Origin of the sequence: Pseudovibrio sp. Ad46 (genome assembly GCF_001623065.1) — a bacterium.
Lineage (GTDB): Bacteria > Pseudomonadota > Alphaproteobacteria > Rhizobiales > Stappiaceae > Pseudovibrio.
Genome location: NZ_LMCG01000046.1, coordinates 273,707 through 299,836 on the forward strand (window position 1 = coordinate 273,707; position 26,130 = coordinate 299,836).

Sequence of the window (26,130 nt, forward strand, 5' to 3'; positions counted from 1 at the left end):
TCACATCCACAGCAAACGATATATTTTCTTTTAAGACACGCATTATCCTAAAAGCATCCAATCTCAGGACATCAGAAGATCGATCCGCAACAAAGAACTGAAGCACTTCAGGCCGACTTGCACCAGTTCGCCCTGTTCAAAAACGTGAGGTAAGGCACCGCCTTCCAACCATAAACCGTCCAGGATCGCATTTCCAGCTATGCTAAGGCGTCTGAGTTCTTGTTCACTCACTATCCTGCCGGCTTCAAGCAAAACATCAGAAATCAATTTTTTCAGGTGTAAGCGAAGCAGGTTGTAGCTTCGTTCGTGGCTTTCTGTCATATCCTCGTTGTGAAGTAAGGTTTCGAAGAAGCCAGCCCATATAGCAATGGAGTCATGGCTTGTAACTGGCGCTTCCAGAGAGACCTTGATAAAGTTGGACATGCGCTCGGCGGCAGTCTCTTCACCACGAGATGCTTCATCTGCAATGTGGACCAGATTGCCCATGTAGGCTTCATAGGCAGCTGCAATGAGCTCGTCTTTCTTTGCAAAGTAGTACCTGATAAGCCCTTGAGTGACGTTTGCCTCTGCTGCTATTTCTCGCACGGTGGCCGACTGAACACCTCCACGGGCAATAACGCGCAAAGTCGCGGCGATAAGATCAGCTCGCCTCGTATCTGTATTTTCCTGGCGGATTTTTCCAGATTTATCCTGCATTTCTGTAAGCATACCCAAGAGCAAAAACCAGCAACTTGTATTCATGCGAAACAGACAAGTGGCCGTGAAGTTAAATTTATTACCAGGCCGTGCACCCATCAGACGCATCTATCATGACTGACTAAGCCTTGATGAAAACTTGGCTCATATGAAACCGCAATAAGTTCAAAGATATCAAAATGATCTCTTGTTTTCAACTTATCCTAGTAAAGAGGCGTGGCACCAAATCCTTAGATTTCAACTTTTCTTTGGTGAATTTAGTTGTGGTCATCCATGTTTGAGCACATTTTCCATTATCACCCTCTTGCAGGAAGCTTGTTTTCTAGAAGCCGGAATGCGAATGCAATACCGCCGGCAAGTATGAGGTAGATCAGCGCGAGCATCAGCAGCGGTTCATAGATGATGAACGTCTCTTGGCGAATACGCCCAAAGATCGCATAAACGTCAACAACAGCAATGGTTGCAACCAACGGCGTCGCTTTGAGTTGCAAGATAAGTTCCCCACCCAAGGTTGGTAGTACACGTTGAACTGCCCTTGGCAACCAGATGCGACGTAGAATTGTAAACGGATGCATTCCGATGGCATGCGCTGCTTCTAGCTCTCCGCGAGGAACGCCCTTAAAAGCACCTCGCATTACTTCACCTTCGTAGCCTGCAAACGACAATGTAAGAGCGACAAACGCATAAGGCCACGCCTCAATCAAGTAAGGCCAAAGCCAGCTTTGTCGTAATCCGGGCAAGTAGGGGAATAAAGATCCCAGACCGTAATAGAGAACCCACATCTGCAACAAGATTGGCGTTCCGCGGATCAGCGTGCAAAAGCTCATCGCGAGCCAAGCCAGCGGGCGAGGTCCAGTGACTTGCACAAGCCCAATCGGCACAGCAAGCAAAAAGCCAGCAAAGATCGAGCTCACCAGCAACGCAATGGTGATCCAAAGTGCATCTAGAATCTCAGAACTGTATTTAGGCAGCCAAGCCCAATCCATCATAAATGCGAAGGTCAACACAAGCACTGCAGCGAGGAGAACCATAATCAAGCGATGGGGCTTCATAAGAGTTTGCTCAGGCATAACGCGTTCCCCGGCTCACTCGATTTTCCAACCATTTAAAAAGCTGTGTGGAGACCAATGTCACCATCAGGTACAACCCTCCAGCAGCGAGCAGGAACAGGAAGTAATGCTTTGTTGCACCGGATGCCTGACGCGCTGCCAAGGTCAATTCTGTAAAACCAACAACCGCTAGCAATGCAGTATCTTTGGTTGCGATCAGCCATAAATTTGAGAGGCCCGGAATAGCAGCAGGGAGCATTTCAGGAATTGTAATTCGGTGGAATATGCGTAGCGGATGCATACCAAAGCTGTGCGCAGCTTCGATGTGCCCAACCGGTACAGAGGCTATGGCACCACGAAAAACCTCGGTTGCATAAGCGCCTTGAACAAACCCTATAACAAGCACACCTGCAGCAAAACCGTTGATTTCGATCCTGCCAAACCCAGCGACTGAGAGCACATTGTTGAGCAACTCAGGTAGTGCGAAGTAGGCCAACAAGATTAAGACCAGCTCAGGGATGGCACGAACAAAGGTAGTGTAAACCGACATGAGATCCCGAGCGACTGGACCACCGGACCGCTTCAGTGTTGCACCCCCAAGACCGATCACGATACCAATCGCATACCCAAGCAAGGCAACTTGCAAAGATACGACGAGTCCATCCAACAAAGCTCCCCCCCAACCCGGAGGTTCCAAAGAGAGCAGTTCGGCAGCACTCATTTCCCGATAGTTAGTTGCCATACAGTTCTCCCAAGCCAGCAGAGGGAGGCCCCTCTACTGGCAATCCGATACTTATTCGCCGAAGATATTGAAGTTGAAGTAGTTGGCAGTGATTTTATCGTAGGTGCCATTTGCGCGGATTGCATCAATGGCATCATTGAGCTGCGATCTCAGCTCGTCATTGCCTTTGCGAAGACCAAAACCAACTCCCTGGCCATGAATGGAAACGTCTGCTGCAACCAAGCCAGCGTCGTTACAGCAGATCTCACCTTCAGAAGATTTCAGGAATTCGTCGAGAACTAAAACATCGGCCAAGGTGCCATCAATCCGACCTGCAAAAAGGTCTTGATTAGCTTCGTCTTGAGTTTGATATTCACGGATCTTGGCATCTGGGAAATGTTTTAAAGCGTATGCTTGGTGGATAGACCCAGACTGTACACCGATGATTTTGCCTGAAACCCCCTCAGGAGTTGGGGTAACACCACTGCCTTTACCAATCGCGATAGATGCGCCGGTCTGATAATACTTATTGGAGAAATCAATGACCTTAAGGCGTTCTTCATTGATGCTCAAAGATGCGCCAATAATATCAATAGATTCAGCAGTTAAAGATGGAATGATACTATCCCACGCGGATGCAACGATTTTACAATCCAGTTTGGCCTCTTCACAAACTGCATTGATGATATCAATCTCCCAACCGGTGTAGTTCCCGGTTGCATCCGGCGTGGAGAATGGCGGGTAAGCCTCTGTTGCGATGCCAACGCGAACAGGCTCTGCAGCTGCCGCTGTTGCATACCCAGCAACAGCAAGCGCGAATAGAGTAGATTTGATCTTCATTTTTCCTCCCAGTATTAATTGATAGATTGAATAAACTGCTTTAAACGCTCGGACTTTGGGGCCTGAAAGATCTCTTCAGGTGTTCCCTGTTCTTCAATTTGCCCCTGATTGAGGAAAATCACTTTATCGGCAACTTCTGCAGCAAACTTCATTTCGTGCGTGACGATGATCATGGTTCGGCCTTCCTCAGCGAGGCCTTGCATTACAGTCAAAACTTCACCCACCAGCTCAGGATCAAGGGCGGATGTTGGTTCATCAAAGAGCATGACCTCCGGATCGACGGCCAACGCACGTGCAATAGCGCCGCGTTGTTGCTGGCCACCTGACAGATACGCGGGATACATCTCACGGCGTTCAGTGAGGCCAACACGCTCAAGTAAGTGATGTGCAATTTCGCGTGCTTCATTTTTGGGCCGTCCCAGCACCTGCACCTGAGCTTCCATTACATTTTGCTCAAGTGTCATATGCGGCCACAGATTAAAGCTCTGAAACACCATCCCTAAGCGACTGCGTAACCGGCGCAGCTGGCGTCTATCGGAAACTTCTGGGTTTCCTTGCTTGTCAAATTTTAAGTGGACTTCTTCGCCAAGCAACTTGAGTAAACCAGCACTGCTTGGTGTCTCAAGCAGGTTGAGGCAACGAAGAGTAGTCGATTTACCTGAGCCACTCCCCCCAATCAGCGAAATCACTTCACCTGGCCGGGCGATGAGATCAATTCCCCGCAGGACTTCGAGCTGCCCAAAGGATTTATGCAGATCATTCAATTCAATGACTGGTGATGGTTGTTTATCGCGGCCCGGCAATGCGCCTCTCCCAATTTATACGATTGAATAAATTTATGCATCCGCATAAACTAGGTGTCAATACTAATATTGATTCAGTCTAAAATTGGCGCAAAACAGGGAGAAAATCTTGACTAAGCGTTCTTATACATTCACCCACGCGATCACTCGCACACCGGGTCAGTCCATCACACGGGGCCTTCGTGCGGTGGATGTTGGCGCACCCGATCACGAAGTTTTCCTCAAGCATCACGATGATTATGTGGCCGCATTAAAAACCACCGGAGCGACAATCATCACGCTTGATGCAATGGAAGAATTTCCTGATTCTGTCTTCGTTGAAGATGCTGCGCTTTGCCTGCCAGAGGTTGCTATCGCAATGCGCCCCGGTGCTTCAAGCCGTCTAGGAGAAGCTGCAGCTATGATCCCAAGCCTTGAAAAACTGTATGATACAGTGCTCACTATTCAAGGCGAAGGGTTTATCGATGGCGGGGACATCCTCACTACCGAACGTGAAATTCTCATCGGCACATCTGCACGAACCGACACGGCAGGGATCGAAGAACTGCGCAAAATGGTTGCCCCGTGGAACTACAAGGTTCGTGAGTTACAAACTCCAGATGGTGTTCTCCACTTCAAAACCGATTGTTCCTTACTTGATGAAGAAACCATCCTTTCCACGAAGCGTTTGGATGCATCTGGTTGTTTTGAAGGTTATCGTGTCCTGCACACCGCAGAAGGTGAAGAAGCCTGCGCTAACTCCATCAGATTTAACGATCTTGTGCTGATGCCGGATGGCTTCCCGAAAACCGAAGAACTTCTGGTAAAAGAAGGCTACAACATCCGCAAGATTGGCAACTCCGAAGCAGCAAAACTAGACGGCGGCATGTCATGCCTATCACTACGTTTCTCACCACCAATGATGTAAAATACAGTAATTTCATTCTCTGCGTCATTTAGGGAATGGCGCAGAAAATGACGCAACTTTTGCTTCTGTCAGCACATACTGACTAGGGTCACACAAAAAATGGATTGGTCTCAAGCCCAGGAAGCAGAAGTGACCGCATTTGGATAAATGGTTTGAGTTGTTGCTCTCAATCACGCAAGCTGCACTCGACTCGCTCTAAGAACTGAATGTCGTTGCATTGGCATACCATTAGAAAATAACCTCAATTGGACTTCCTGTCGTGGCGCAATCTCTCAGCCACTAGCAAGTAAGGTTTTCGCTTTCGTAGACCTTACAACACCTAGTTTAGCTTGCGTGCATATGGACAATACTGAGCGTACAACTTAGTATTGTCTAATATCGCTGCAATTAACTCATGAACATGCAAACACGAACTCACTGATGCTTTTCCTGTTATGTAACGAGTTGAGAACACCATAATGGCGTTCAAACGTTGATCCAATCGTGAATCTCTGGCCTCACTCTCGTTAACACAAACATCCAAAAGCATATCTTAGCTCACAGTTAAGTAACTCTCCACCCAACAACGCTACACTAAATGCAAATTTAAAATTTATGACTATAAACACACTAACTTCACACGATATATATAACATAAAACACTTACACTCAAACAACTAAACTTATTATTAATTTTATCAATACTCATCAAAAAGACTTAGTCGCGGGCTTTTATTCAATCAAATTATCTTTTGCTAGGACATTAACTTTCTTTTTGAAGCATATGCCAATCCCACATCGTCTCGAGACACCGTATTTCAACAAAACCTTGCAGCCAGAACTTCTCTGAGCATATTCTTGGGAATTAGGGGACGGAATGAACGCTGGATAAAGTTCCGTTTGGAGACCAGAGGCGGGTTGCGAAGAAACAGGCGGCGACCTATATGAGCGGTGCCTTTGGTACAACTCTGGATTACTTATGGTTTTTACAAGAGTGTTCGAGGCTGAAGGGGAAGTCGAGTGAGGGAAAATCTCAGATGATATTCGACAGATTTGGCGAAATCGATTCCGTGCTAAACGCCCAAGTTTAGGACAATAGCCCTTTTAGGGATGCCACATTCTTCCCATAATAGAAATTTCACAATGCAGTGCTGAAAAATAGAGAGCTTTGAGGAGCATACTTCGCATGACATTTAATCGAATTCTTGCTGCGATCGGCATGACCGGAGCCTTAACAGTTGCAGCTCATGCTGAAATTGTTGTTTCTTCCAAAATTGATACTGAAGGTGGTCTCCTCGGAAACGTTATTGCACTTGCGTTGGAAGATGCTGGTTTGCCAGTAGAACGCCGTCTGCAGCTTGGCGGCACTCAGGTGGTTCGCGAAGCACAGCTTGCAGAGCAAATCGACATCTATCCTGAATATACGGGAAATGCAGCCTACTTCCACAATGAGGCGGACAGCGAAGTCTGGAAAGACGCCAAAGCCGGATACGCCCGCGCAGCTGAGCTGGATGGTGAGAAGAACGGGCTGGTATGGCTTCAGCCTGCGCCAGCCAACAACACCTGGGCCATCGCTGTAACAGGCGCATTGGCCTCCCAGAACAAACTTGCCACTATGTCTGACTTCGGCGCCTGGGTTGCAAACGGAGGCGATGTCAAGCTGGCGGCCTCTACGGAGTTTGTTTCTTCTCCCGCCGTTCTTCCTGCAATGCAGGAAACCTATGGCTTTAAGCTGTCTCCAGATCAGACCGTCGTGCTTTCTGGCGGAGACACAGCCGCGACAATTCAGGCCGCAGCTCGTGGCACATCTGGCGTCAACGCAGCTATGGCATACGGCACAGATGGCGGAGTAGCTGCAACAGGCCTTGTTGTTATGACGGATGATAAGGGCGTACAGCCAGTCTACGAGCCAGCTCCGGTTATCCGAGCTGCTGTGTTAAAACAGTATCCAGAAGTTGCATCAGTCTTGAACCCGATCTTTGCAGGTCTGGATTTGGCGACACTACAGGAGCTCAACGGTCGCATTCAGGTTGGCGGCGAACCAGCAGCTGCGGTTGCAAAAGACTATCTGACCAAGATCGGTGTTTTGGACTAACTGCGCGCGTTATGCCTGGCAGGATTAAATCAGTCGTCTCCGGACCCGGTCTTTTGTTTGTAAGCCTGGGTCTGGTTGCCTTATACGCCCCTTTTATGACGCTTGCCGCCAATCGTATTGTCGCGGGTGAGGGTATCCCTGTGTGGGACGTGGCCGGACCAGAAGCCGTCATTCCCGGCTTTGCTGGCTTGCTGGCTGGACTTGTCCTTGGTTTGCCAGCGGCTTGGCAAGTTTTGCGTTTGACGGGTGCAATGATTGGAATAGCAGCGTTGATTTGGCTGCTGATGGAAGGCAGCACCTCACTTCTTGAAGGAGCTGGAACTTATGCCAGAGTATCCCTGGGCAGTGGTTTCTGGTGTTTGCTCGCAATCCTGTTACTGCTGGCGGCGGATGCTCTGTCCTCTCTTTCTCCTGGCCCCAAAATGCGCGGCGCCTTGTTGGTACTAGCGATTGTGGTGTCGGCGTTGGTCTTGTGGTCAGGAGCCTTGACCGATCTGTCAATCTTCAGAGAATACGCCAGCAGACAGGATGCCTTCTTCAACGCAGCGTGGCGGCACCTCGGCCTTGCTTTTGGCTCGCTTGTTGTGGCCGCAGCTATAGGTTTCCCTCTTGGCGTGTATTGCCACCGGAACGAAGGGTTGCGTAGCGCTGTCCTGCCTGTGCTCAGCTTTCTGCAAACAATCCCCTCACTTGCCATGTTCGGCATCATGATCCCACTTCTTGCCTGGGTCAGCAGCACTATCCCCGGTGCCAAGGAACTGGGCGTCGTCGGTATCGGCTTTTTGCCCGCATTTCTGGCACTGGTTATCTATTCCCTGTTGCCGGTGGTGGCAAACACTGTGGCCGGTCTGGAAGCCACTCCAATCGTGACACTGGATGCAGCACGCGGTATGGGAATGACCCGCCATCAACGCCTCATACAGATTCAATTGCCACTGGGGCTTCCGGTTATGCTGGCTGGGCTGCGGATTGTTCTGGTGCAGAATATTGGCCTTGCGGTAATCGCCGGATTGATTGGCGGTGGTGGTTTTGGAACCTTTGTCTTTCAGGGGCTCAATCAGACTGCAACAGATTTGATCCTGCTTGGAGCCCTGCCAACAGTCATTCTTGCTCTTATCTCGGCAATTGCAATGGATATTCTGGTCGAACTGGCCCGCCCCAATCAGACGAGGCACGGATGATTGAGATCGACAACATAACCAAGGTTTACGACGGGCGGCCTGCTGTCGAGTCCGTATCTATGACGATTGAGAGCGCAACAATCACCGCAATTGTCGGCACATCCGGCTCTGGAAAAAGTACATTACTGCGTATGGTCAACCGGCTTGTCGAGCCCACGTCTGGTCAAGTTCGGATCAATGGTGAACCAACTGCAGGATTGCCGAAGAACGCCCTGCGCCGCCGCATTGGATATGCAATTCAGGGCCATGGCCTTTTCCCGCATCACACAGTTGCCAGAAACATCGGCGCTGTGCCGCGGCTACTCGGTTGGGACAAGGACAAGATCCATACGCGCGTGAATGAGCTGTTGGACTTATTCTCCATGCCGCCAGATGAGTTTCGCGATCGCTATCCTGCTGAGCTCTCAGGCGGTCAGCAACAACGGGTAGGCGTGGCACGAGCTTTGGCATCACGGCCCGACCTGTTGCTCATGGATGAGCCCTTCGGGGCACTGGACCCCATCATTCGAACGCGCGCGCAGACAGACTTGCACCGGATTCAACGAACACTCGGCTCCACAATTCTTCTCGTCACGCATGATATGGAGGAAGCCATACAGCTTGGTGATCAAGTAGCGGTGATGGATCAGGGACAGTTGGTTCAGCACGGCACGCCAGCAGAGATCATCACCAACCCTGCCACAGAGTTTGTTGCAGAAATGGTTGGCGGTGTCGATCGGCCGCTTCGCCTGTTATCGCTGCTTTCCGTCTCCCAGATACTTGAAGAGGGAGCTGCAGAAGGGGAGTCAATCGACGAGGAAGCCAGCCTGCGAGAGGCTCTTTCTGTTTGCCTTTGGAGCGGGCGAAATGCTGTGCCTGTAGAACGCGACGGTAACCCTATTGGCCGTGTAACACTGGAAGCGATCCGCTCCAGAGCCGAGGGGACACATGAGCCGGGCTAATTTCCTGAGGGTTATCGTTGTTTCGCTGCTGCTCGCTCTTGTCCTTCGGCCTGAGTGGTTTGCACCCCTATTTGCGCCCTTCACACCGCCCGGTGCCGCCGTGATCTACGATCGTACCTCGTTGTTGTCGCTTTCTCTGAGCCATCTGGGTATCGTTGCCTTAGCCTCAGTCGCCGCAATCGTTGTTGCGGTGTTACTGGCGATCCTCGTCACTCGCCCACAAGGGAAGGCATTTTTGCCGCTGTCTCGCACCATTGCGAATATGGGACAGACGTTTCCACCTGTGGCCGTTCTGGCTTTGGCAGTTCCGATGCTGGGTTTTGGAGCCGGACCAACGCTTGTTGCGCTGTTTTTGTACGGCATCTTGCCAATCTTCGAAAACACGATGACCGGTCTTTCAACCTTGCCACCGGCAACCATGGAAGCAGCCCGGGGAATAGGGCTCAGCCGCCGGCAACGTTTGCTTCAAGTCGAGCTTCCACTGGCGCTTCCTTTGATCTTGACAGGTGTTCGGCTCTCTGTCGTCATTGCCATCGGCACAGCAACAATCGGCTCCACCGTCGCCGCCCACACGCTTGGCGAAGTCATCATCGCAGGCCTGCTGACCAACAACACCTCCTACGTCTTACAAGGCGGCCTCATAGTCGGCCTGTTCGCCGTCCTGATCTACGACGCCCTGACCCAACTCGAAGCCAGAATCCGAAAACGTCTTGGTGTGGCCTGAGTAAAAATGTAAGTCAAACCTTCCATAACTCGGTTCAGAAATCTTGCACTTTGTTCAATGATAGCAACGGATTGCACTTGCTGCTCTCCACGTAACTCAACTTCCTTCATCAGCACCAGCTACTCTTATTGTTACATTTCACACCATTTTTTCGCCATAGAATTTGCGGTTTCTGCAAGTTTCACTTTCTTCATTCATAAACTAATGAACAGCAACATTTGGCCCTTTCGCTCCACGTCCTTCCGGGTACATCCCCTAGCGTATTGCTCTCCTTAACCCTTCTCACATACGCTTTAGAGTTGAACCACAGAGGAACGGATATGTGTGATGCGTGTGTTGTGCGGATGGTGAGGGAGCGGTTGTCCCGGAGAGGGTTTATGTGTGGGGCAGTTGCCTCGGTTGCGGGTGGTGCTGTGCTGAGTGCATCTGCTTTGGCGGCGACGGCAAATGTTCTACCGGAGACTGTTTCGTTTTCAAACGTGATTGACCTCACCCAGACACTGACACCGGATTTCCCGACGTTTGAGGGTGGTCCTGCATTTGAAGAGAGCTACGAATATACCTTTGCCAAGGATGGGTTGAACCTGAAGACTCTCCACTATCACGAACATGTGGGAACTCATTTCGATGCACCGATCCATTTCAGCAAAGACGGGCAGTCAATTGATGAAATTCCAGTCGAGAAGTTCGTCTGTCCATTAGCTGTGATTGATGTGCGTGATCAAGCGGCGGATAATCTCGATTACCGTGTCATGCCAGAAGATATTCTGAAGTACGAACACCAGCATGGGCGTATTCCGGACAGAGCCTGCATCGCGATGCTTTCTGGCTGGCCGCAATATGTGGGCACCGATAAATACCGCGGGGAAGACAGCAAGGGCGTTCTCCACTTCCCCGGTTTCCATGAGGATACGGCGAAGTTCTTAATCAACGAGCGCAGTGTTTACGGACTTGGTGTGGACACGCTCTCCATCGATTACGGGCCAACAAAAGACTTTCCCGTGCACTATCTGTGGCTGGGGTCTGGGCGCTATGGCATCGAGAACCTGACCAATCTGGATCAGGTGCCATTGGCAGGGGCAACAATCATCGCAGGAGCCCCAAAGTTCAAAGGCGGGACCGGGGGACCAGGGCGTGTCCTTGCAGTTTATTAAAGATGGGAAGGAGAGCTGAGTTCAACGGCTTTCCCTGTCGTCCACTCGTTAGCTGGAAGGTGTTGCAACGCCATGAGGGGGATTACCCTTCATCTCCTTCGCGCGCTTTACCGCATCTTCCACCTGCGTTGCCCAGATCGGGCGTTCCTCGGCGTTTTTCCAAGGCACTTTGGGCCACCAGGCTTTTGTAGAGATAACCTGTCCCGGTTCAACAGAACCACCCGGCAGCGGTATGGCGACATCGACGCCGTACTTTTCTGCAGCAACCTTGACGCGTTCCACAGGCTCGGTCCAGTTGTGAGAGGATAGATCAAACAGACCCCAATGGACCGGAAGCATTGTTTTGCCCTTCACCAGTTTGTGCACCAAAACGGCCTGCTCTGGTCCCAGATGAGTGTCTTTCCAAAGCGGATTGTAAGCCCCCGTTTCAATCACTGTCAGATCAAACGGACCAAGGCGGTCGCCAATCTCCTCAAAACGATCATGCATTCCAGTGTCACCGGAGTAGTATACTGAATGCTCTGGGCCGTTAAAGGCCCAACCAGCCCAAAGAGTTGCATTCACATCACTAAAGGTGACGGAGCGGCCTGACCTATGCCGTGATGGGGTGGCCGTAACCGTCGTTTCCTCAACTTGCGTTGATTGCCACCAATCGAGTTCAGTAATGCTGGACTTGGAAACACCCCAATATTCCAGATGAGACCCAATTCCGAGTGGAACGATCCATTGAACCTGCTGTTGAGCCAGTCGTTGAACCGTTTCCATATCCAGGTGGTCATAATGGTCATGAGAGATCACAACGGCATCAAGCTCAGGGAGTTCTTCCAATGCAATTACGGGATCATAGAAGCGCTCAACGCCTGCCCATGGCAAAGGCGAAGCGCGTTTACTCCAGACCGGATCAATCAGGATGCGCGTTTCATCCATCTCAACCAAAAGCGTGGAATGTCCGAACCATGTGACGCGAGCTCCAGATTCCGGTAGTTTGTTGAGGCGGTCACCAATCGTCTCGACAGGAATGTCTTGCTGCGGCCTGTTGTGGTCGGTCGGCTCCAGAACAAACTGACGGAAAATCTCACTTAGCGGGCCGCGCACCATCGGCAGCTCGTTTACAAAACTATCCTCGCCCCATTGGTTGGATTGCGTCAGTTGCGCTTTGTGCTCATCATTTGGCTTTTGCCCCATGTTCGTATAGGCGCTGGCGTAAATCGCACCAACTCCGATCACCACAACACCCAGCACGCCACCCGCGATCTTCTTAATCATTCTTTTTTGCAATCTCTTAGTTGCGAGTTTGAAGAACCTAGCCTGCTCGCCTTGCCCATTTCTCGCTGCTTAAACTAGGAACCAGTGAGTGTACATACCAGACGCAAGCTGTAAATTATGTGCGCGAGCCACAGTTCTGTGACGACCATCACATTTTCAGGCACTCCGAAGCTCAGCGCGCCCCTCACCTCTCTTCCCTGCAAATTGCTATAAAATATTTTGCCTCTTTCAATCTTCGATTAACTCAACGACGCATTTCAGGTCATCTCCCTTAAGATTGCTCAGTATTTTGGTCTTATAGGTAAGCAAGAACCAAAAATATGTGCATTCGATTGGAGCATCTCGATGCCGAAGTCAGACCTCACCCCCGAGCAGGAAAAATGGACTGAGAAGGTCCTTAAGCACTTGAATTTAAAGAATGTGGATGAGGTGCAACTGGACGAGATGCAGTCGGATACTACCGAACACAGCAATCGTCCCAATGAAGTGAATCCAGGACGGCCAGCAGCCCGGCGATCGCGCGTGCTGGTTTCCAAAGACAGCCCGGCTGCACATCAGCAGCAGGCAGCGCAAGCGGCAGAACAGTTAAAGGCCGAGATCACTCAGCTCTCCAACAGGTATCAAACACTGGCCACGAACGCCCAGAAGTTGGATGCGCAGGCTCGTAAACAGCTCGTGACAAAAGAGCATATTGAAGCCTTCAAGGTGCAAGTTGAGAAGATCAGCAACACTTTCAAGCAGTTCAATAAGAACTTTTCCGGCCAGCAGCGCCCAGATGCCGGAACCATCAGCCTACTCAAAACATTGCTGGATAAAGTTCAGTATCATATCGGTGAAGGAAAGAAGGTTCTGCAGCAGGGATGCAAACACGCGGATGCGATGATTGCCAAGGAGATGCCTGCTGTTGAGGCCTACCAAAACACCGTTGAAGACACTTACAAGTACCGCGATGAGCTAACGCAATGGGGCGTTGATACGGCTGACTTCGACAAGGCTCACCGCATCGCAAATCTGCCACTCCTGCGCATGCAAAAGGCGATTTCCGATCATAGCTATCCGGGCCTGAAATTCATGTTGGGTAAGATTACAGGCAAGAAGGAAGCCTTCGTCAAAGCCTATGATGACGCCAAGGAGCAGATTGATAAGAACCGGGAGGATGCACAACAGCGGTTGGACAAAACCCTTGCCGATGCCACCGCCTTAAACAAACGCTCATCAGAACTGGAACACACTCCCGATGTGCTTACACAGTTTACAGCTTCTTTTGAGAAGGTCGCTGCTGCGACGCCAAAAGGACAGCAGGCTTTAGGCCGTGGTGATTATCAGGGTGCGACAGCCATTTTGCACGACAACGAAAGCGCCCTGTTTCAGATGCAACAGCTATGGTTTAGCAATGCGACTGCGGCAGATGACCAAACAGATGAGCCCATCGAAAAAGGCAAACCAATCCCAACGCACAAAAAGATACAAAACCTGCGCCGTGCATTGGAACAAGCCTATGAACGGCTTCCCTTTATCAAAGCCAGCTTGCCGAATGCTCACCAGTATGAAGCCGAATGCAAATCACTGAAGACATTGCTTACTTCAGCCCAATCAGATCTGATTTCTGGCAAGGTTGAAGATGCCGAAGAAAAAGTTCTGCCACTCCGGAAAATCCGCTTCCAGCTTTACAGCCTGACCCATAAGGCAAAAGAACAGGTTGAGTGGGTTGAAAGACAACTTGTTCAGCTGCAAGGCGATGCCAAATCCTGGCTTGATCGCCACAAAGACCTTAAGCTCATAAGCCAGTCAGACGAAGACGCCAAACAAAGCTTTGACGCCTATGAAAAAGAAGCGGAGAACGTGAAAAGCCACTTCGACAGCGCAGCAAACCATATTGAAAACGGCAAAGCGATTCAGGCTCAAAAATCAGTCGATGAAGGCATGCACAGCCTTAAACGGCTGATTGCCCATGCTTCAGATATTGAACTGGACTAGCCCCCTGCTCCGCATTTTAAGGCTGCAACAGCTTTCTGATGCTCTTCGCCAGCGCGTGTTTCGTTTCCGCGCTGTCCGCATTTTCTGTCATCAGCCAGCGGGTCAGCAGCCTATGCGCCATACCCATAATCACCTGCCCCAACAATTCGGCAGATGCCTCATCCCAGACTAAACCTTCGCTCTGGCCATGTGCTATTGTACGGGTGGTTTCATCATGCAATGCGACGTGCGTGAACTGGGTTTGCCCTAACCAATAAGCTTGCGGGATGTTCAGAAATACAATGCGCGCTATGCTTGGATTTGCGAAATAAAACTCGCACCAGATATCCAGGAAAACGAGGCATTTATCGACCGTGTTATCAGCAGCACGCGCTGCTTGCATCGCTTCTGCATAGAGGTTTTCAAGATCCCCTTTGATGCAGGCGTAGAGCATCTCTTCTTTATTGCCAAAGTACTTGTAGACTGTTTGCGGACTCACCCGCGCCTCCTGGCAGATCTGCCGTATCCCCACATCCTGATACATCCCGGAGGAGAAGATCTCCAGAATGGTTCTGCGAAGTGTTTCAAGTGCTTCCGGCTTTATTGTTCTGCGGTCTACATCCACGGTCATTCCGATTGGCTCCCCCAATTTCCACCATTGTATCCGTTTTTTTAGTGTCTCCTAGCCGCCTTGTTTGAACATGTACCGAAAAACACTCCAGATTTGATCAAGATCAATTAACTTGACACATCAACAAGACTCGGTAACGCTGTTTCCATATATTCAGGAGGGAGAACTTTGGGGGAGTTTCAAACTTATCTGCCAATTTATGCAGTGGTTCTCGCCGTTATACTCAGTGTCGGCGAAACACTCATTTTGATAAGAACCGATAAATATTGGCCGTTATCTATCGATGACTATCTTGCATGCAGCTTACTTATCTTTTCTGCTTTGATTTTTGAAAGCGCAGTGGGTGTCGCTCTTATGCTTTGTGCCTGGGCATTCATGTCTGGCAATCTTTACGCAATGCTGTTTACACGGCTCGACCCACAAACGGGAACACGCGAACGCATACCTGCTCTTTCAATTTTACTTGGCGCAGTCTCAATCGGTCTCGTTGCAACCTTCGCAACGCTCATTTCAAGGATGGTTTCAGCATGACACTGATAGATACCGCCAACTCAATAGATACAGGAACCTACCAGAAGGATGGCTTCCTGTGTCCAATCAAAGTGCTCGAAAAAGACGATGCCATCCGTATGCGCGCAGAACTTGAGGCTATTGAGAAGCTTCAGGGACATCCCATGGACAAAGCACAGTGCAACAAGTCGTACCTTCTGTATGACTGGGCAGATGAACTCGTCCATCATCCCGTTATTCTTGATGCAGTCGAGCAACTGATCGGCCCGGATATCCTATGTCTGATGACCAACCTGTTCACCAAAGAAGCAGGCAGCAAATCCTACGTTTCCATGCATCAGGACGCTGCTTACTGGGGGGTGGATGCTGATGATGTGGTCACCGCATGGGTCGCATTAAGTCCGGCCACCGCCCAATCAGGCGTGATGAAGGTGGAGCCGGGTAGTCACAAAACCATCCGCACGCAAGTCAACACCTACGCTAAAGACAACCTCCTCACCCGCGGACAGGAAATCCCGGAGGAAGAGCTGGAACCGGAAAACCAGATCTATATGGAACTGAAGCCCGGTGAAATGTCGCTACATCATTTCAAACTGGTGCATGGGTCTGATGCAAACACCACCAATGATCGCCGCATTGGCTTTGCAACCCGGTATGTGGCTGCAAAGAGCAATGTGAGTGCTGATAACCAATCCGCGCTCCTGGTGCGCGGGCAAAACCATACGAGCATCAGCATGGAGAAGCGCGCGAAGGACTTGAACCCAACACAGCGCTATCGCGAACACGCCCGCGCCATGCGCAATTTGGTCAGGTCTATGCTTCTTCCGGAAAAAGGGGCAGGATTGGGAGAACGCGCAAGACTGTTCATCACGCGTCAAGCCGGAGTAATGCTAACGTACTACCGGCAAATCAAGGGGGGATAATGCAATGAGTGAAGCCAATAATAGCCATAACCAGCAATTTGGCAGTTTCAAAGAGTTCTATCCATTTTATCTGGCAGAACATGGGAATGTCGTCAGTCGCCGATTGCATTTTATTGGAACAGCGCTGGTGCTTACACTTCTCACTTACATCATCACGTTCGGTCTTTGGGCTTTACTGCTCGCAGTTCCAGTCGTTGGCTACGGCTTTGCGTGGATTGGGCATTTTTTCTTTGAAAAGAACAAGCCAGCCACGTTCAAGTTTCCATTGTATAGCCTGCTTGGTGACTTTGTGATGTTCTTCGATATTCTGCGCGGTAAGGTTTCTATCCTGAAATAAGTCGATCGACCTGACTTGCAAGGACGGGCAAGCAGGGCAGAATTTCGGAACAATAGAAGCGCAAAGATGTTCGAACGCTGAAGGTAAAGCCCACAGATCTTGGTGCTTGTATTGGTCATGGCAGCAACTCACAATGCTTATGTGACCAATACAAATCTGAGTGTCCCATGAAAAGCCTCAGCCTGGCAGTTTTATTTCTCATTGCCTCATCCAGCCTCACTTCCGCCGGGATGAACGCCAATCTTAACTCCGCCATTGCTAATATGTGCGAGAAACTAAAAACCTGCGCATTCCAGCAAATGGGTATCAACGCGTCTTCAAAACAAACCCCGACAGCAACCGCCATCAACAACAGCGTCAATCAGGCCTGTGCGCTGATCAAAGCAGATTTCACCAGTGCGGCGACAACGAACACCCAGAAAAGAAAAGCGATTGCCTGCGTATCCTCAGTCACAAAAAAGACCTGTAGCGAACTCAGCCAACCCAACGCCCCAAGCCCACCAGCCTGCAAAGGCTTCCAAAGCTTCGAACGCGCAAAATAAGCAAGTTCCAGAACCTTTTTACGGTTCCCATGGTACTTACTCAGAAGCCTTCCATAGCTATCACCATACGTCGAGCCATAACCGTTGAGGTTGATCAGCTGGCTGCAATCGGATTGGACGCCTGGCGACAAAGTATAAAGCCGCTCCTCCCTACTCGTATAGCACGGGACGTGGAAGCCAATACCCCTTTTTGTTTTTCGTTCATACCAGTATTAAACACATCTTGGTTGTCCAACTCGGTGATAATATTGCAAATTTTTATGCAAGAGAGTTCAACGATAATCGTATCACCGACTTCTGGATCGCTCCTCCCTTCGAAGGCAAAGGCACCGCCACAATGCTGCTCCAGACCCTCGAAGAAAAACCCACAACGCTGGCTATACTACTGCCCTCATCACAGTCATTGCCCAAAACACTAGAGCTCATCAACTTTACACCCATTTAGGCAACGAAGCGATCCGCAAGGAAGCATGATACAATCACGTTTTGAGAACAAGCTTAGAGAAGATTGATTTGATGCAGCGAGTATAAATGAGGAAGCCATTTGCACAGGTTGTGTCACTCGACCCAGAAAGTCAGAAACCGTGAACTTCACCTGTTACTTCTTAAAACGCTTTTTTATACGTCATACCCAAATTTGCGCAGAAACCGATACCAACGTTTGCGAATTGACCGTTTTAAGCGTGAGGCAATGGTGTTCGCGCGTTTTGGTTGGAAAGGATCATCAACATGAGCTTCACCGCCAATATGATGGCATGCACCAGGATTAAGGAAAGCAACCATCCAGCCATCTTTCTTCATGACCATAGAAATGCGCTCTTCCGTTCCATACTGGTCATAAGGTCCGTATTTATCCCACAAGCTCTTTCTTACAAGCCCCGGATTAAATGAGAAACTCAACCACTCAGGATGAATATCAGTCGGCATGAGAGCGTATTGTACGCCGTCAATTTCTTTCTTAATGCAGTTGTCCTGAAACCGTTGCTGTAAGTCACTAAGTTTGCGAACACAAACAACGCTGACTTTTGGCTCTGCATCCATAATTTTCTTACAAGTCTGAACAGTACTCCCCCTCTCAAACAACCAATCGTCTTCACCGTGAAATATGAATGGTGTATTGACGTGGGCATACATTTTATCAATAGACTTCATTTGCCCAAGTTGAGGTTGGTTAAGTAGAACTTCCGTTTCAGGATAATTGGAAGCCACCCACTCTTGGACTTCCTGTGTGTTTGCATCATCAATAATTATAGACTTGGCAAAATCCCCTTGATGGGCTGGCATGAAACTGTCCAGTGTGCGCGATAACAAATCAAGCCGCCCACAACTGGTGATACAAGAAGTGACATCTTTGTCGGCTCCGAGCGCTGTATTTACTTGTTTCAAGTCTCGTTTCCTTTTTTTGCCGCACTCATACCTTATGCAGCAGGCTTGATTAAATCCACGTGAACCCTTAATTACAGCTGAAGCGTAACTAGTAAATATGGCCCCGCAGATGTCACAGGTATTGCCACCGATTTCTATCCTAATTCGTTGCTTTAATGAAGCTGACCGAATTGGAAGAACACTGGAAAGCGTCAAAGAACTTGGGCAAGAAATTATCGTAATCGATTCAGGTTCCACTGATGACACTGTGGCCATTGCAAAATCTCATGGCGCAAAGGTGGTTTACAACCCTTGGAAAGGGTTCGGACCACAGCGAAGCTTTGGAGAGACGCAGTGCAGCTTTGACTGGGTGTTTTATATTGACGCAGATGAAGTTGTAACACCTGAGCTGCGACAAGAATTGACACAGATGTTTGCGGCTGGAGAACCGGAGTGTGCCTGTTATCTGGTCCGCAACACTATGGTTCTTCCTGGCGACAGCAAACCGCGCCTCTTTGCTGATTTCAGAAAAGTTCCCCGCCTTTATAACCTTAAACATGCTCGTATAAAACTTGACCCATCCTACGATCGGATGCAGCTTGATGACGGCTACAAGATGGGAACTCTGCATAATCGCCAGTACCATTACTCGTTCCGCACCTGGGCTCATGCGTTGAGCAAGTTGAACTACACCTCTGAGCTTGCGGCAGAAACACAGAAGCAAAAGCCTGTTTGGTTGTTACGCCTTCGGTTGGTGACCGAGCTGCCGGTTGAAATGTTCAAGTACCTGTTCGTGCGACGCTTTATTTTCGCTGGCTGGAAGGGCTTTGCCTTCGCAGCAACCCAGTCATTCTCCCGTTTCTCCCGCATCCTGAAAATGCTCGAAAAAAAGCAGAACGTTCAACATTAAGAATGTTACTCCTTTAATTTAGTCGGAATTTTTCGTGTCAAACTCCCAGAAACTTGTGATTGCAGTATGTACGCGCGCACGTAAAAACATGCTGATCAATTGTTTATCATCTATAAATCAGCTCGTTAAGCATCCGAGTTTTGAGATCTCCCTTGTTGTGTGTGATAACAATAGTAAACCCATGCCTGTTCTAGGTCAGGAAGATGTACAAAGGGCCTCAGAATATCCTCTAACTTATGTTCACGAGCCTGAACCGGGGATCCCGTTTGCGCGCAACACTGCCATACAAACCGCACGCAACTTGGAACCTGATTGGATCGCATTTGTAGATGATGACGAAGTCATTGACGCTCAATGGTTGATTGAAATGGCACAGGCCATGAAACTATGGCCCGCAGACGTTTATCATGGTTGGACACAATCCACCCCAGAAGATCTTAACGCACCGTGGGCATTCCACCGCCCTCGTAACAAAAGAACGCTAGGCACCCGGATGGAGACCGCTGGCACGGACAATGTTCTGTTTTCTGTAAATGCCGTTAAAGGCTTAAACTTTGACGAGACAATGCGTTTTAGCGGAGGAACAGACATTGATTTTTTCTACCGGGCAACAGATCGTGGCGCGACAATCATCTGGGTACCTACAGCTATCACACGAGAAGTAACACCGCTGGCTCGGCTTTCCTTCTCCTATCAAGTGCGCAGAGCATATTCCGTAGCAAGCGCACAAGCCTACATTTCACGTAAAAGACTGGGCCCACAAAAAGCTTTTAAAAAAGCAGCCCCAAAAGCTATAGGCCGGATACTCGGAGGTATTGCTGGTAACATAACATCATGCATTATTTTTATTTTTCACGCTGAAAAAGGGCGTAAGATGATGCTGTCTTCTTCCAAGAAAATCGCTTCTGCAATTGGTCTCTTACGAGGTGTAAATATGAACTTGGGGCAGATTTACCAGAATATTGATGGGTCATAGTCATGGCCTTGTGCGCATAATGTAGTCCCCAGGACTCATAACGCTTTTACCACATCGCACCTGCAAGGGGCAGAATGTATGCAATACTGGCTCATTTATTTTGCAAAAAATTAGACTGCTTCATAACTTCGGCAACGGGACCAGGAGAGCGAGAAAAAAAGACTAAAGCGTATTTGGAGAAACACGCTATCTCTCTCCCGCCAAATATCTCAAGAAACTCATAAACTCTCTTAAAGCGTTGTAAGCCTTTCAGGTTGTTACGGCGGTAGACTTAAAACAGCTCTACCTACACAGCTTCACCATACTTATCACGCAGGATGTTTTTTTGGACTTTGCCCATGGTGTTGCGGGGGAGTTCGTTGATGATTAAGAGTTTTTGGGGGTGTTTGAAGCGGGCGAGGTGTTTTTTGACGGTGGTCATGATCTGCTCGAGGTCAGGGGTCTCACCCTTTTCGGCAACAATTAATCCAAGCGGGGCTTCTCCGAAGTCAGCGTGGGGGATGCCGATCACCGCACTTTCATGAACACCCGGTTGTTCGTCCAGTAAAAGCTCGATCTCTTTTGGGTAAATGTTGTAGCCGCCTGAAATGATGAGATCTTTGTTGCGTCCAACAATGTGAACATAACCATCCATATCCACCTTTCCCATATCACCGGTGATAAAGAAGCCATCTTCTCGCAGTTCCGCAGCTGTCTTCTCAGGCATCTGCCAATAGCCTTTGAACACGTTACGGCCACGAACTTCAATGACGCCGATGCTGTCCTGGGGCAGTTCAGCACCCGTTTCAGGATTGGTGATCTTGAGTTCAACGCCGGGAAGCGGAAAGCCAACAGTGCCTGCGCGTCGCTCTCCATCGTACGGGTTCGACGTGCTCATGTTGGTCTCAGTCATGCCGTAACGTTCCAAAATGCGGTGTCCCGTACGTTCTTCAAACTGGCGATGAGTTTCAGCCAGTAATGGTGCACTGCCGGAGGTGAACAGGCGCATATGCTCTGTCAGCTCCTTGGTAAAACGCTCATCACCCAACAAACGGGTATAGAACGTTGGCACCCCCATCATGGAAGTGGCCTGCGGCAGAAACTGCACGATGGCATCCTGATTGAACTTTGGCAGGAAGATCATAGAGCCACCAACAGCAAGGATAACATTGGTTGCTACAAACAGGCCATGCGTATGAAAGATCGGCAGCGCATGTAGCAGAACATCATTTTTTGTGAAGCGCCAGTAATCAACCAGAACATCTGCGTTGGACAGCAAATTGTCCTGTGTCAGCATCGCGCCTTTGGAGCGGCCTGTTGTGCCTGATGTGTAAAGAAACGCTGCCAGATCCTGCAGATCTCGTTCTACAGTCTCAAAAGCAGTTGGGTGAGTTTTGGCTTCTGCCATCAAAGACCCGGAACCGTCTCCATTCAAGGTTTTGAGGAGGACACCTAGCTGATCAGCTAGGGGCTGCAATGTCTCTGCCTTTGCGCCATCACAGGCAAGAAGAGATGCTCCACTGTTCTCGAGAAAATAGGAGATTTCATCACCGGTATAAGCGATGTTTAAGGGCAGGAATATGAGACCAGCCTGAACGCAAGCGGCATAAAGAGCCAGAGATTCTGATGATTTTTCAACCTGTGCAGCAACACGATCGCCCGGGTTCAAGCCATTTGCGACCAGCGTGTGCGCCATCTGTGCGGTTGTTGCCAAGAACTGGGCATAAGTAAGAGTAGTGCCATCTTGAAGGAACAGAAACGGCTCTGTTTTGGACGCATGGATCCCAAACAAACGATCATAAAGCGGGTTTGCCATGAGACTGCCTTTCACTATTGCAACAGACGTTCACCCGCATCTCAATGTGAGACACTGGTATTGATTCATCGAGATAAGACTAGTGCGAACCCGAGGCTCTGAACAGCCACGTCTTCCTCGGTTTTAGCAAGCAAAGCGCAGAATTGTCCAAAAGGCTTTGACGTTCTATGCTGCAAGAATTGACCAAGGATGCAATTTTCAAATGACTCATCGCACAATTTTCACTGATCCCGATCTGGCACAATTTTATGAGCTGACACCACGAGATCGCGCGGATCACACATATTGCAAAGTGCTTGCACGCGAGGCACGCTCTGTCCTCGACCTGGGGTGCGGTACGGGAGAGCTTACCGTTCAATTGGCTGAGGGTCGCTGTGTGGTTGGTCTCGACCCGGCTGAAGCGATGCTGGAGATTGCACGCAAGCGCCCCAATGGAGAACAAGTCCGCTGGGTACAGGCAGATGCCCGTTCATTTGATCTGGGAGAGACATTTGACCTGGTCTGCCTGACAGGACATTCCTTTCAGTTTTTCCTGACGGAAGAGGACCAGCTTGCAGCTCTGAAAATGATCGCAGCCCATCTAAGCCCCAAAGGTCAGTTTATCTTTGATACCCGCAACCCAAATTTTCCGGGCAAGAAGACGCGCCGCAAAGAAGAAACACTGAGCCGGACGCAACACCCTGCCCTCGGTGCAATTGAGAGCTGGAACATTTCAGAATATGACGAGACCACTCAAACGCTCAGTTTCATCAATGCTTACAGGCAGCTTGAGACTGGTGAGATTTTCAGCGCACCTTCTGAGATTAAATATACGGCACAAGACAAAGTCGACCAGCTCCTTGAAGAAGCTGGCTTATGTGCTCAAACATGGCTCGGTGAATGGACAGGTGAACCTTACCACGCTACCTCACGCGAGATCATTCCCATAGGCAGAAAAGCTTGAAGCTATCGCTCAATACGCGCCAGAGCGAGACCAATGCCAGAACCAATGAAGAGCGTGCCAGTGAGTTTATGTCGCAAATGACCTATGCTCTTGAAGAACGGTGTTGCAGAACGAGCAAGAGCCGCCCAACACAGATCTCCACCTAGAATAACGAGAAGGTAGATCAACGCTGGCTGGGCAAGAGCGTAACTCGTACTTTGATCCCCAACGAACTGAGGGAGGAAAGCCGCACTGAACACGAGCGTTTTCGGGTTGATCATAGCAAGCAACATGCCCTGCCAGAACAGCTTGCGCAAAGGGGTGTTACTGGCTTCAGCGTTTTCCAACATATCCGTCCGCTCTCGCCAGGATTTGATGCCGAGATAGATCAGATAGGCGGCGCCAACCCATTTCACCCATAAAAAGGCATCTGCAACGAGTGCCAGCAGGGCAGAAAACCCAAGCACCACAATGCTGAGCTGGATGGCAACGCCGAGTGTTGTTCCCAGTACCGTAGCGGCTCCAAAGCGGAAGCCATGGCTGATGGTATTGGCTGCGATGAGCGCAACGTTGGGGCCTGGGATGGCCACCAGAGCAGTCGTCGCAATCACAAGCGCTAATATCATCTCAACGGACATGAGTTCCCCTCCCAAACATCAGAGGATAGTTTGGGAGGTTCTTTGTCACATTGCAAGCTATGCCTTTGATTGGACTGCAATTGCTTAATGGAAGGCAGCGAGCTTGTCCGGGTTTCGCTGCGCATAAATCGCGTCGACTTTCATGTTATCATCATAGCCAAAGGTGAAAGTCGTCGTGATCCCGCTACCGTCGACCGTGACGAGAGACAGGCAGGAGTTGAGTTCTTCAACCCAAGCTTTGCCACTGTTCGCGGCTGGGGAGATCGCCTTTTCGATAAAGCCAAGCACTTGCTCCAGACCAACAAGTGGTTTTGGAACGGCATTGACCTTGCCGCCGCCGTCGGAAATAAGCGCAACATCAGCCGCCAAAAGTTTAGAAAGTTCGGCTGTTTCTCCGGTTTCCAGCGCGCTTTGGAATACACTCACCATCGCCTGCTGTTTTTCTGGCGGAGCGACAAAGCGTTGAGATTTCTGCTGAATATTGGCCTTTGCCCTTGAGACCAGCTTGCGGCAACTGGCCGGAGTAACCTCCAATATATCTGCAACGTCTTCATAACTGGAGGAAAACACCTCGTGCAGCAAAAACGCAGCCCGCTCTTTTGGAGCAAGGCGCTCCATCACCAAAAGGAATGCCATTGTGAGACTTTCGGAAAGCTCCACTCTGTCTTCCGGTGTGTCCTGTGTGGTGGTGTGAAGCGGCTCAGGCAGCCACATACCAACGTAATTTTCGCGTTTTTTGCGTGCTGATTTGAGCTGATCGAGTGCTTTGCGGGTACAAACCGTCGTCAGCCAGGCATCAGGGTTGGTGATGTCGTCTTGCGCGGCAGTTGACCAGCTGAGATAGGTTTCCTGCACCACATCTTCAGCTTCCGCTGTTGTGCCCAACAAACGATAAGCCAGCCCCATCAACATGGGTCTGGCCTGTTCAAATACACGAAGTGATTTGTCTGAGTTCATCATCAATGGTTCGATATCGCAATCCGGTTCCAAAGGTTGATCATACCAATCATCGCCGTCAGGGTGGAAATTTCCTGATCGCTGTAGTGCTTTTTCAACTCCTGGCGAAGACGTGACAACTGATCTTCCCTATTGAGTTCGGTCAGTGCCTCGGTCCATTCAAAGGCCAGTTTTTCTTTTTCAGAAAAGTCATCGCAATGGCGCCAGATGATGAGGTGATCCAGACGTTCGTTGGTTTCACCAGCTTTGCGGGCATCGCGGGTGTGCATCTTTACACAAAACCCGCAGCCATTGATCTGGGAAGCCCGCAGCAGAATGAGGTGATGCAGTTTTTCATCAAACCCAGTCGCAGCGATGGTTGCTTCCACGCCCTGAAGGGCTGCCATGATCTGCGCACCGCTCTCGTAGTGATTGATGGTGGTGTGAACGTTCATCGTTATCTCCAGTGATTGTTTTGTTGCGTTCACTGGGTCGACGAGACAGCTCTCTCAGATGTGACGTGGTGATGAGAAAAAAACAAACTCTACACCTCAAAAAGTTCAGGAGGACGGATGACGGTAGACAAGATCGACCGGATCGTGACGTTGCGCATCAGGATCAATTACAGCTCCCATCCGTTCAGCCAACTTCCGCGAGCGATCATTTTTAGGGTCGATGTAACTGACGAGCGTTTTCAAACTCAACTTATCAAAGGCCCATTTACGTATGGTTTGAGCCGCTTCCAAAGCATATCCGTGTCCTTCAAAGCCCTCATAGAGGAACCAGCCCAACTCGTGCTCTGGAAAAAGCGGCCCGTGATTAAGGCCCACCTGACCAACGGTTTTGCCCGTGGTCTTATCGTCAATCATCAAAGCACCGTGACCAAACAAGACCCAATGCGCAATATCATGACTAAAGATACCCCAGGTCACATGCTTGGGTGTTGGGCCGCCCATAAACTGCGAACGCTCGGATTGCATCAACTGCTCATAGGCAGGCCAGTCTTCAATTGTCATCGGCCTTAAGCGCAATCTTTCTGTTTCGAGTGTTGGTATCACAGTCATTTGATCAGTCCAGCAATGAAAAAAGGAATCTCTGAGCGTAGTGTCATTGACGAACAATATTCCGGGAGCTGCTTTGTAAAAAGCAAATTTTAATCTGGCACACAGGGAACTTTCGAGGTGGACTAAGCGCTCAGGAGTGATGTCCAAGATCTTGTTTTTGATTGCACACTTGATTTCACTAAGGATTCACCCATCTGTTGAGATGAAAAAGGCAGCCCGAAAAACTGCTCGTTCCCACTTGCACATAATCAATACGGAGCCACAATTTT

General features: G+C 49.7%; 27 protein-coding genes. 13 read left to right on the forward strand and 14 right to left on the reverse strand.

What is annotated here, in order from left to right:
- Positions 1-63: 63 nt before the first annotated feature.
- The 5 genes from PsAD46_RS12390 to PsAD46_RS12410 all read right to left on the reverse strand — a co-directional run bounded on the left by PsAD46_RS12390 (position 64) and on the right by PsAD46_RS12410 (position 4,109).
- Entirely contained in the window at positions 64-804 is a 741-nt protein-coding gene (locus PsAD46_RS12390) for a TetR family transcriptional regulator C-terminal domain-containing protein (RefSeq protein WP_063293574.1), read from the reverse strand.
- A gap of 188 nt (positions 805-992) precedes the next feature.
- Positions 993-1,766, reverse strand: coding sequence for an ABC transporter permease subunit (locus tag PsAD46_RS12395; RefSeq protein WP_063293573.1), 774 nt, complete (start codon positions 1,764-1,766; stop codon positions 993-995).
- The gene (locus PsAD46_RS12400; RefSeq protein ID WP_063289804.1) at positions 1,759-2,487 is read right to left on the reverse strand and encodes an ABC transporter permease; all 729 of its coding nucleotides are present in this window, start codon (positions 2,485-2,487) and stop codon (positions 1,759-1,761) included. Before PsAD46_RS12400 ends, PsAD46_RS12395 begins: the two co-directional genes overlap by 8 nt.
- Before the next feature lie 51 nt (positions 2,488-2,538).
- On the reverse strand, positions 2,539-3,318 hold the full coding sequence (locus PsAD46_RS12405; RefSeq protein WP_193776944.1) for a transporter substrate-binding domain-containing protein: 780 nt from the start codon (positions 3,316-3,318) through the stop codon (positions 2,539-2,541).
- Positions 3,319-3,320: 2 nt separating this feature from the next.
- A complete protein-coding gene (locus PsAD46_RS12410; protein ID WP_063293571.1) occupies positions 3,321-4,109 on the reverse strand; it encodes an ATP-binding cassette domain-containing protein in 789 nt (262 codons plus the stop codon).
- Positions 4,110-4,218: 109 nt separating this feature from the next.
- On the opposite strand from PsAD46_RS12410, the gene PsAD46_RS12415 reads away from it, so the two are divergent.
- From PsAD46_RS12415 to PsAD46_RS12440, 6 genes are all read left to right on the forward strand, one after another.
- On the forward strand, positions 4,219-5,016 hold the full coding sequence (locus tag PsAD46_RS12415; RefSeq protein WP_063307008.1) for a dimethylarginine dimethylaminohydrolase: 798 nt from the start codon (positions 4,219-4,221) through the stop codon (positions 5,014-5,016).
- A gap of 1,165 nt (positions 5,017-6,181) precedes the next feature.
- Positions 6,182-7,090 (forward strand): ABC transporter substrate-binding protein, encoded by a 909-nt coding sequence (locus PsAD46_RS12420; protein ID WP_063293569.1) that lies wholly within the window; start codon positions 6,182-6,184, stop codon positions 7,088-7,090.
- An 11-nt stretch (positions 7,091-7,101) separates the two neighbouring features.
- Positions 7,102-8,271 (forward strand): ABC transporter permease, encoded by a 1,170-nt coding sequence (locus PsAD46_RS12425; protein WP_063307009.1) that lies wholly within the window; start codon positions 7,102-7,104, stop codon positions 8,269-8,271.
- Positions 8,268-9,212, forward strand: a complete 945-nt coding sequence (locus tag PsAD46_RS12430; RefSeq protein WP_063307010.1) for an ABC transporter ATP-binding protein — start codon at positions 8,268-8,270, stop codon at positions 9,210-9,212. Before PsAD46_RS12425 ends, PsAD46_RS12430 begins: the two co-directional genes overlap by 4 nt.
- Positions 9,199-9,936 carry an ABC transporter permease gene (locus PsAD46_RS12435; protein ID WP_063307011.1) on the forward strand — a complete coding sequence of 246 codons (738 nt, stop codon included), beginning with the start codon at positions 9,199-9,201 and terminating at the stop codon, positions 9,934-9,936. Before PsAD46_RS12430 ends, PsAD46_RS12435 begins: the two co-directional genes overlap by 14 nt.
- 377 nt (positions 9,937-10,313) lie before the next feature.
- A complete protein-coding gene (locus tag PsAD46_RS12440) occupies positions 10,314-11,090 on the forward strand; it encodes a cyclase family protein (RefSeq protein WP_244273205.1) in 777 nt (258 codons plus the stop codon).
- Between the two features lie 48 nt (positions 11,091-11,138).
- Here the strand turns inward: PsAD46_RS12440 and PsAD46_RS12445 are convergent, their stop codons facing one another.
- Positions 11,139-12,356, reverse strand: coding sequence for an MBL fold metallo-hydrolase (locus PsAD46_RS12445; protein WP_063307012.1), 1,218 nt, complete (start codon positions 12,354-12,356; stop codon positions 11,139-11,141).
- Between the two features lie 345 nt (positions 12,357-12,701).
- On the opposite strand from PsAD46_RS12445, the gene PsAD46_RS12450 reads away from it, so the two are divergent.
- The gene (locus tag PsAD46_RS12450) at positions 12,702-14,333 is read left to right on the forward strand and encodes a hypothetical protein (RefSeq protein WP_063307013.1); all 1,632 of its coding nucleotides are present in this window, start codon (positions 12,702-12,704) and stop codon (positions 14,331-14,333) included.
- A 16-nt stretch (positions 14,334-14,349) separates the two neighbouring features.
- Here the strand turns inward: PsAD46_RS12450 and PsAD46_RS12455 are convergent, their stop codons facing one another.
- Positions 14,350-14,943 (reverse strand): TetR/AcrR family transcriptional regulator, encoded by a 594-nt coding sequence (locus tag PsAD46_RS12455; protein WP_063307014.1) that lies wholly within the window; start codon positions 14,941-14,943, stop codon positions 14,350-14,352.
- A gap of 168 nt (positions 14,944-15,111) precedes the next feature.
- On the opposite strand from PsAD46_RS12455, the gene PsAD46_RS12460 reads away from it, so the two are divergent.
- From PsAD46_RS12460 to PsAD46_RS12470, 3 genes are read left to right on the forward strand one after another with little or no spacing between them, the layout of a single operon-like run.
- Entirely contained in the window at positions 15,112-15,474 is a 363-nt protein-coding gene (locus PsAD46_RS12460) for a hypothetical protein (protein WP_063293562.1), read from the forward strand.
- A complete protein-coding gene (locus PsAD46_RS12465; RefSeq protein ID WP_063307015.1) occupies positions 15,471-16,376 on the forward strand; it encodes a phytanoyl-CoA dioxygenase family protein in 906 nt (301 codons plus the stop codon). Before PsAD46_RS12460 ends, PsAD46_RS12465 begins: the two co-directional genes overlap by 4 nt.
- A 4-nt stretch (positions 16,377-16,380) precedes the next feature.
- Complete coding sequence (locus PsAD46_RS12470) at positions 16,381-16,713, forward strand: DUF962 domain-containing protein (protein WP_063293560.1); 333 nt, start codon at positions 16,381-16,383, stop codon at positions 16,711-16,713.
- A 361-nt stretch (positions 16,714-17,074) separates the two neighbouring features.
- On the opposite strand, the gene PsAD46_RS28135 is transcribed toward PsAD46_RS12470, so the two are convergent.
- Positions 17,075-17,386, reverse strand: coding sequence for a hypothetical protein (locus tag PsAD46_RS28135; RefSeq protein WP_193776940.1), 312 nt, complete (start codon positions 17,384-17,386; stop codon positions 17,075-17,077).
- Between the two features lie 487 nt (positions 17,387-17,873).
- Positions 17,874-18,641, reverse strand: coding sequence for a hypothetical protein (locus tag PsAD46_RS12485; RefSeq protein ID WP_063287480.1), 768 nt, complete (start codon positions 18,639-18,641; stop codon positions 17,874-17,876).
- A 109-nt stretch (positions 18,642-18,750) separates the two neighbouring features.
- Between PsAD46_RS12485 and PsAD46_RS12490 the strand changes: the two genes are divergently transcribed.
- Positions 18,751-19,530, forward strand: a complete 780-nt coding sequence (locus PsAD46_RS12490; RefSeq protein WP_063287714.1) for a glycosyltransferase family 2 protein — start codon at positions 18,751-18,753, stop codon at positions 19,528-19,530.
- Positions 19,531-19,564: 34 nt separating this feature from the next.
- Complete coding sequence (locus PsAD46_RS12495) at positions 19,565-20,506, forward strand: glycosyltransferase family 2 protein (protein WP_084404397.1); 942 nt, start codon at positions 19,565-19,567, stop codon at positions 20,504-20,506.
- 286 nt (positions 20,507-20,792) lie between these two features.
- On the opposite strand, the gene PsAD46_RS12500 is transcribed toward PsAD46_RS12495, so the two are convergent.
- A complete protein-coding gene (locus PsAD46_RS12500) occupies positions 20,793-22,301 on the reverse strand; it encodes a malonyl-CoA synthase (protein ID WP_063307016.1) in 1,509 nt (502 codons plus the stop codon).
- Between the two features lie 202 nt (positions 22,302-22,503).
- On the opposite strand from PsAD46_RS12500, the gene PsAD46_RS12505 reads away from it, so the two are divergent.
- Positions 22,504-23,244, forward strand: coding sequence for a class I SAM-dependent methyltransferase (locus PsAD46_RS12505; protein WP_063293556.1), 741 nt, complete (start codon positions 22,504-22,506; stop codon positions 23,242-23,244).
- Between the two features lie 2 nt (positions 23,245-23,246).
- Here the strand turns inward: PsAD46_RS12505 and PsAD46_RS12510 are convergent, their stop codons facing one another.
- The 4 genes from PsAD46_RS12510 to PsAD46_RS12525 form a co-directional block, all read right to left on the reverse strand.
- A complete protein-coding gene (locus PsAD46_RS12510; protein ID WP_063307017.1) occupies positions 23,247-23,861 on the reverse strand; it encodes a LysE family translocator in 615 nt (204 codons plus the stop codon).
- A gap of 84 nt (positions 23,862-23,945) precedes the next feature.
- On the reverse strand, positions 23,946-24,821 hold the full coding sequence (gene sigJ / locus PsAD46_RS12515) for an RNA polymerase sigma factor SigJ (protein WP_208981813.1): 876 nt from the start codon (positions 24,819-24,821) through the stop codon (positions 23,946-23,948).
- Positions 24,821-25,252 carry a carboxymuconolactone decarboxylase family protein gene (locus PsAD46_RS12520; RefSeq protein WP_063307018.1) on the reverse strand — a complete coding sequence of 144 codons (432 nt, stop codon included), beginning with the start codon at positions 25,250-25,252 and terminating at the stop codon, positions 24,821-24,823. Before PsAD46_RS12520 ends, sigJ begins: the two co-directional genes overlap by 1 nt.
- A gap of 105 nt (positions 25,253-25,357) precedes the next feature.
- A complete protein-coding gene (locus PsAD46_RS12525; protein WP_084404398.1) occupies positions 25,358-25,861 on the reverse strand; it encodes a GNAT family N-acetyltransferase in 504 nt (167 codons plus the stop codon).
- Between the last annotated feature and the right edge of the window lie 269 nt (positions 25,862-26,130).

Coding starts and splice junctions, on each gene's coding strand:
- PsAD46_RS12420 (WP_063293569.1), top strand. CDS start 6,182: ATGACATTTAATCGAATTCTTGCTGCGATCGGCATGACCGGAGCCTTA.
- PsAD46_RS12470 (WP_063293560.1), top strand. CDS start 16,381: ATGAGTGAAGCCAATAATAGCCATAACCAGCAATTTGGCAGTTTCAAA.
- PsAD46_RS12425 (WP_063307009.1), top strand. CDS start 7,102: ATGCCTGGCAGGATTAAATCAGTCGTCTCCGGACCCGGTCTTTTGTTT.
- PsAD46_RS12440 (WP_244273205.1), top strand. CDS start 10,314: ATGTGTGGGGCAGTTGCCTCGGTTGCGGGTGGTGCTGTGCTGAGTGCA.
- PsAD46_RS12465 (WP_063307015.1), top strand. CDS start 15,471: ATGACACTGATAGATACCGCCAACTCAATAGATACAGGAACCTACCAG.
- PsAD46_RS12490 (WP_063287714.1), top strand. CDS start 18,751: ATGTCACAGGTATTGCCACCGATTTCTATCCTAATTCGTTGCTTTAAT.
- PsAD46_RS12510 (WP_063307017.1), bottom strand. CDS start 23,861: ATGTCCGTTGAGATGATATTAGCGCTTGTGATTGCGACGACTGCTCTG.
- sigJ (WP_208981813.1), bottom strand. CDS start 24,821: ATGATGAACTCAGACAAATCACTTCGTGTATTTGAACAGGCCAGACCC.
- PsAD46_RS12400 (WP_063289804.1), bottom strand. CDS start 2,487: ATGGCAACTAACTATCGGGAAATGAGTGCTGCCGAACTGCTCTCTTTG.
- PsAD46_RS12505 (WP_063293556.1), top strand. CDS start 22,504: ATGACTCATCGCACAATTTTCACTGATCCCGATCTGGCACAATTTTAT.
- PsAD46_RS12395 (WP_063293573.1), bottom strand. CDS start 1,766: ATGCCTGAGCAAACTCTTATGAAGCCCCATCGCTTGATTATGGTTCTC.
- PsAD46_RS12450 (WP_063307013.1), top strand. CDS start 12,702: ATGCCGAAGTCAGACCTCACCCCCGAGCAGGAAAAATGGACTGAGAAG.
- PsAD46_RS12430 (WP_063307010.1), top strand. CDS start 8,268: ATGATTGAGATCGACAACATAACCAAGGTTTACGACGGGCGGCCTGCT.
- PsAD46_RS12390 (WP_063293574.1), bottom strand. CDS start 804: ATGCGTCTGATGGGTGCACGGCCTGGTAATAAATTTAACTTCACGGCC.
- PsAD46_RS12455 (WP_063307014.1), bottom strand. CDS start 14,943: ATGACCGTGGATGTAGACCGCAGAACAATAAAGCCGGAAGCACTTGAA.
- PsAD46_RS12525 (WP_084404398.1), bottom strand. CDS start 25,861: ATGACTGTGATACCAACACTCGAAACAGAAAGATTGCGCTTAAGGCCG.
- PsAD46_RS12435 (WP_063307011.1), top strand. CDS start 9,199: ATGAGCCGGGCTAATTTCCTGAGGGTTATCGTTGTTTCGCTGCTGCTC.
- PsAD46_RS12500 (WP_063307016.1), bottom strand. CDS start 22,301: ATGGCAAACCCGCTTTATGATCGTTTGTTTGGGATCCATGCGTCCAAA.
- PsAD46_RS12520 (WP_063307018.1), bottom strand. CDS start 25,252: ATGAACGTTCACACCACCATCAATCACTACGAGAGCGGTGCGCAGATC.
- PsAD46_RS12445 (WP_063307012.1), bottom strand. CDS start 12,356: ATGATTAAGAAGATCGCGGGTGGCGTGCTGGGTGTTGTGGTGATCGGA.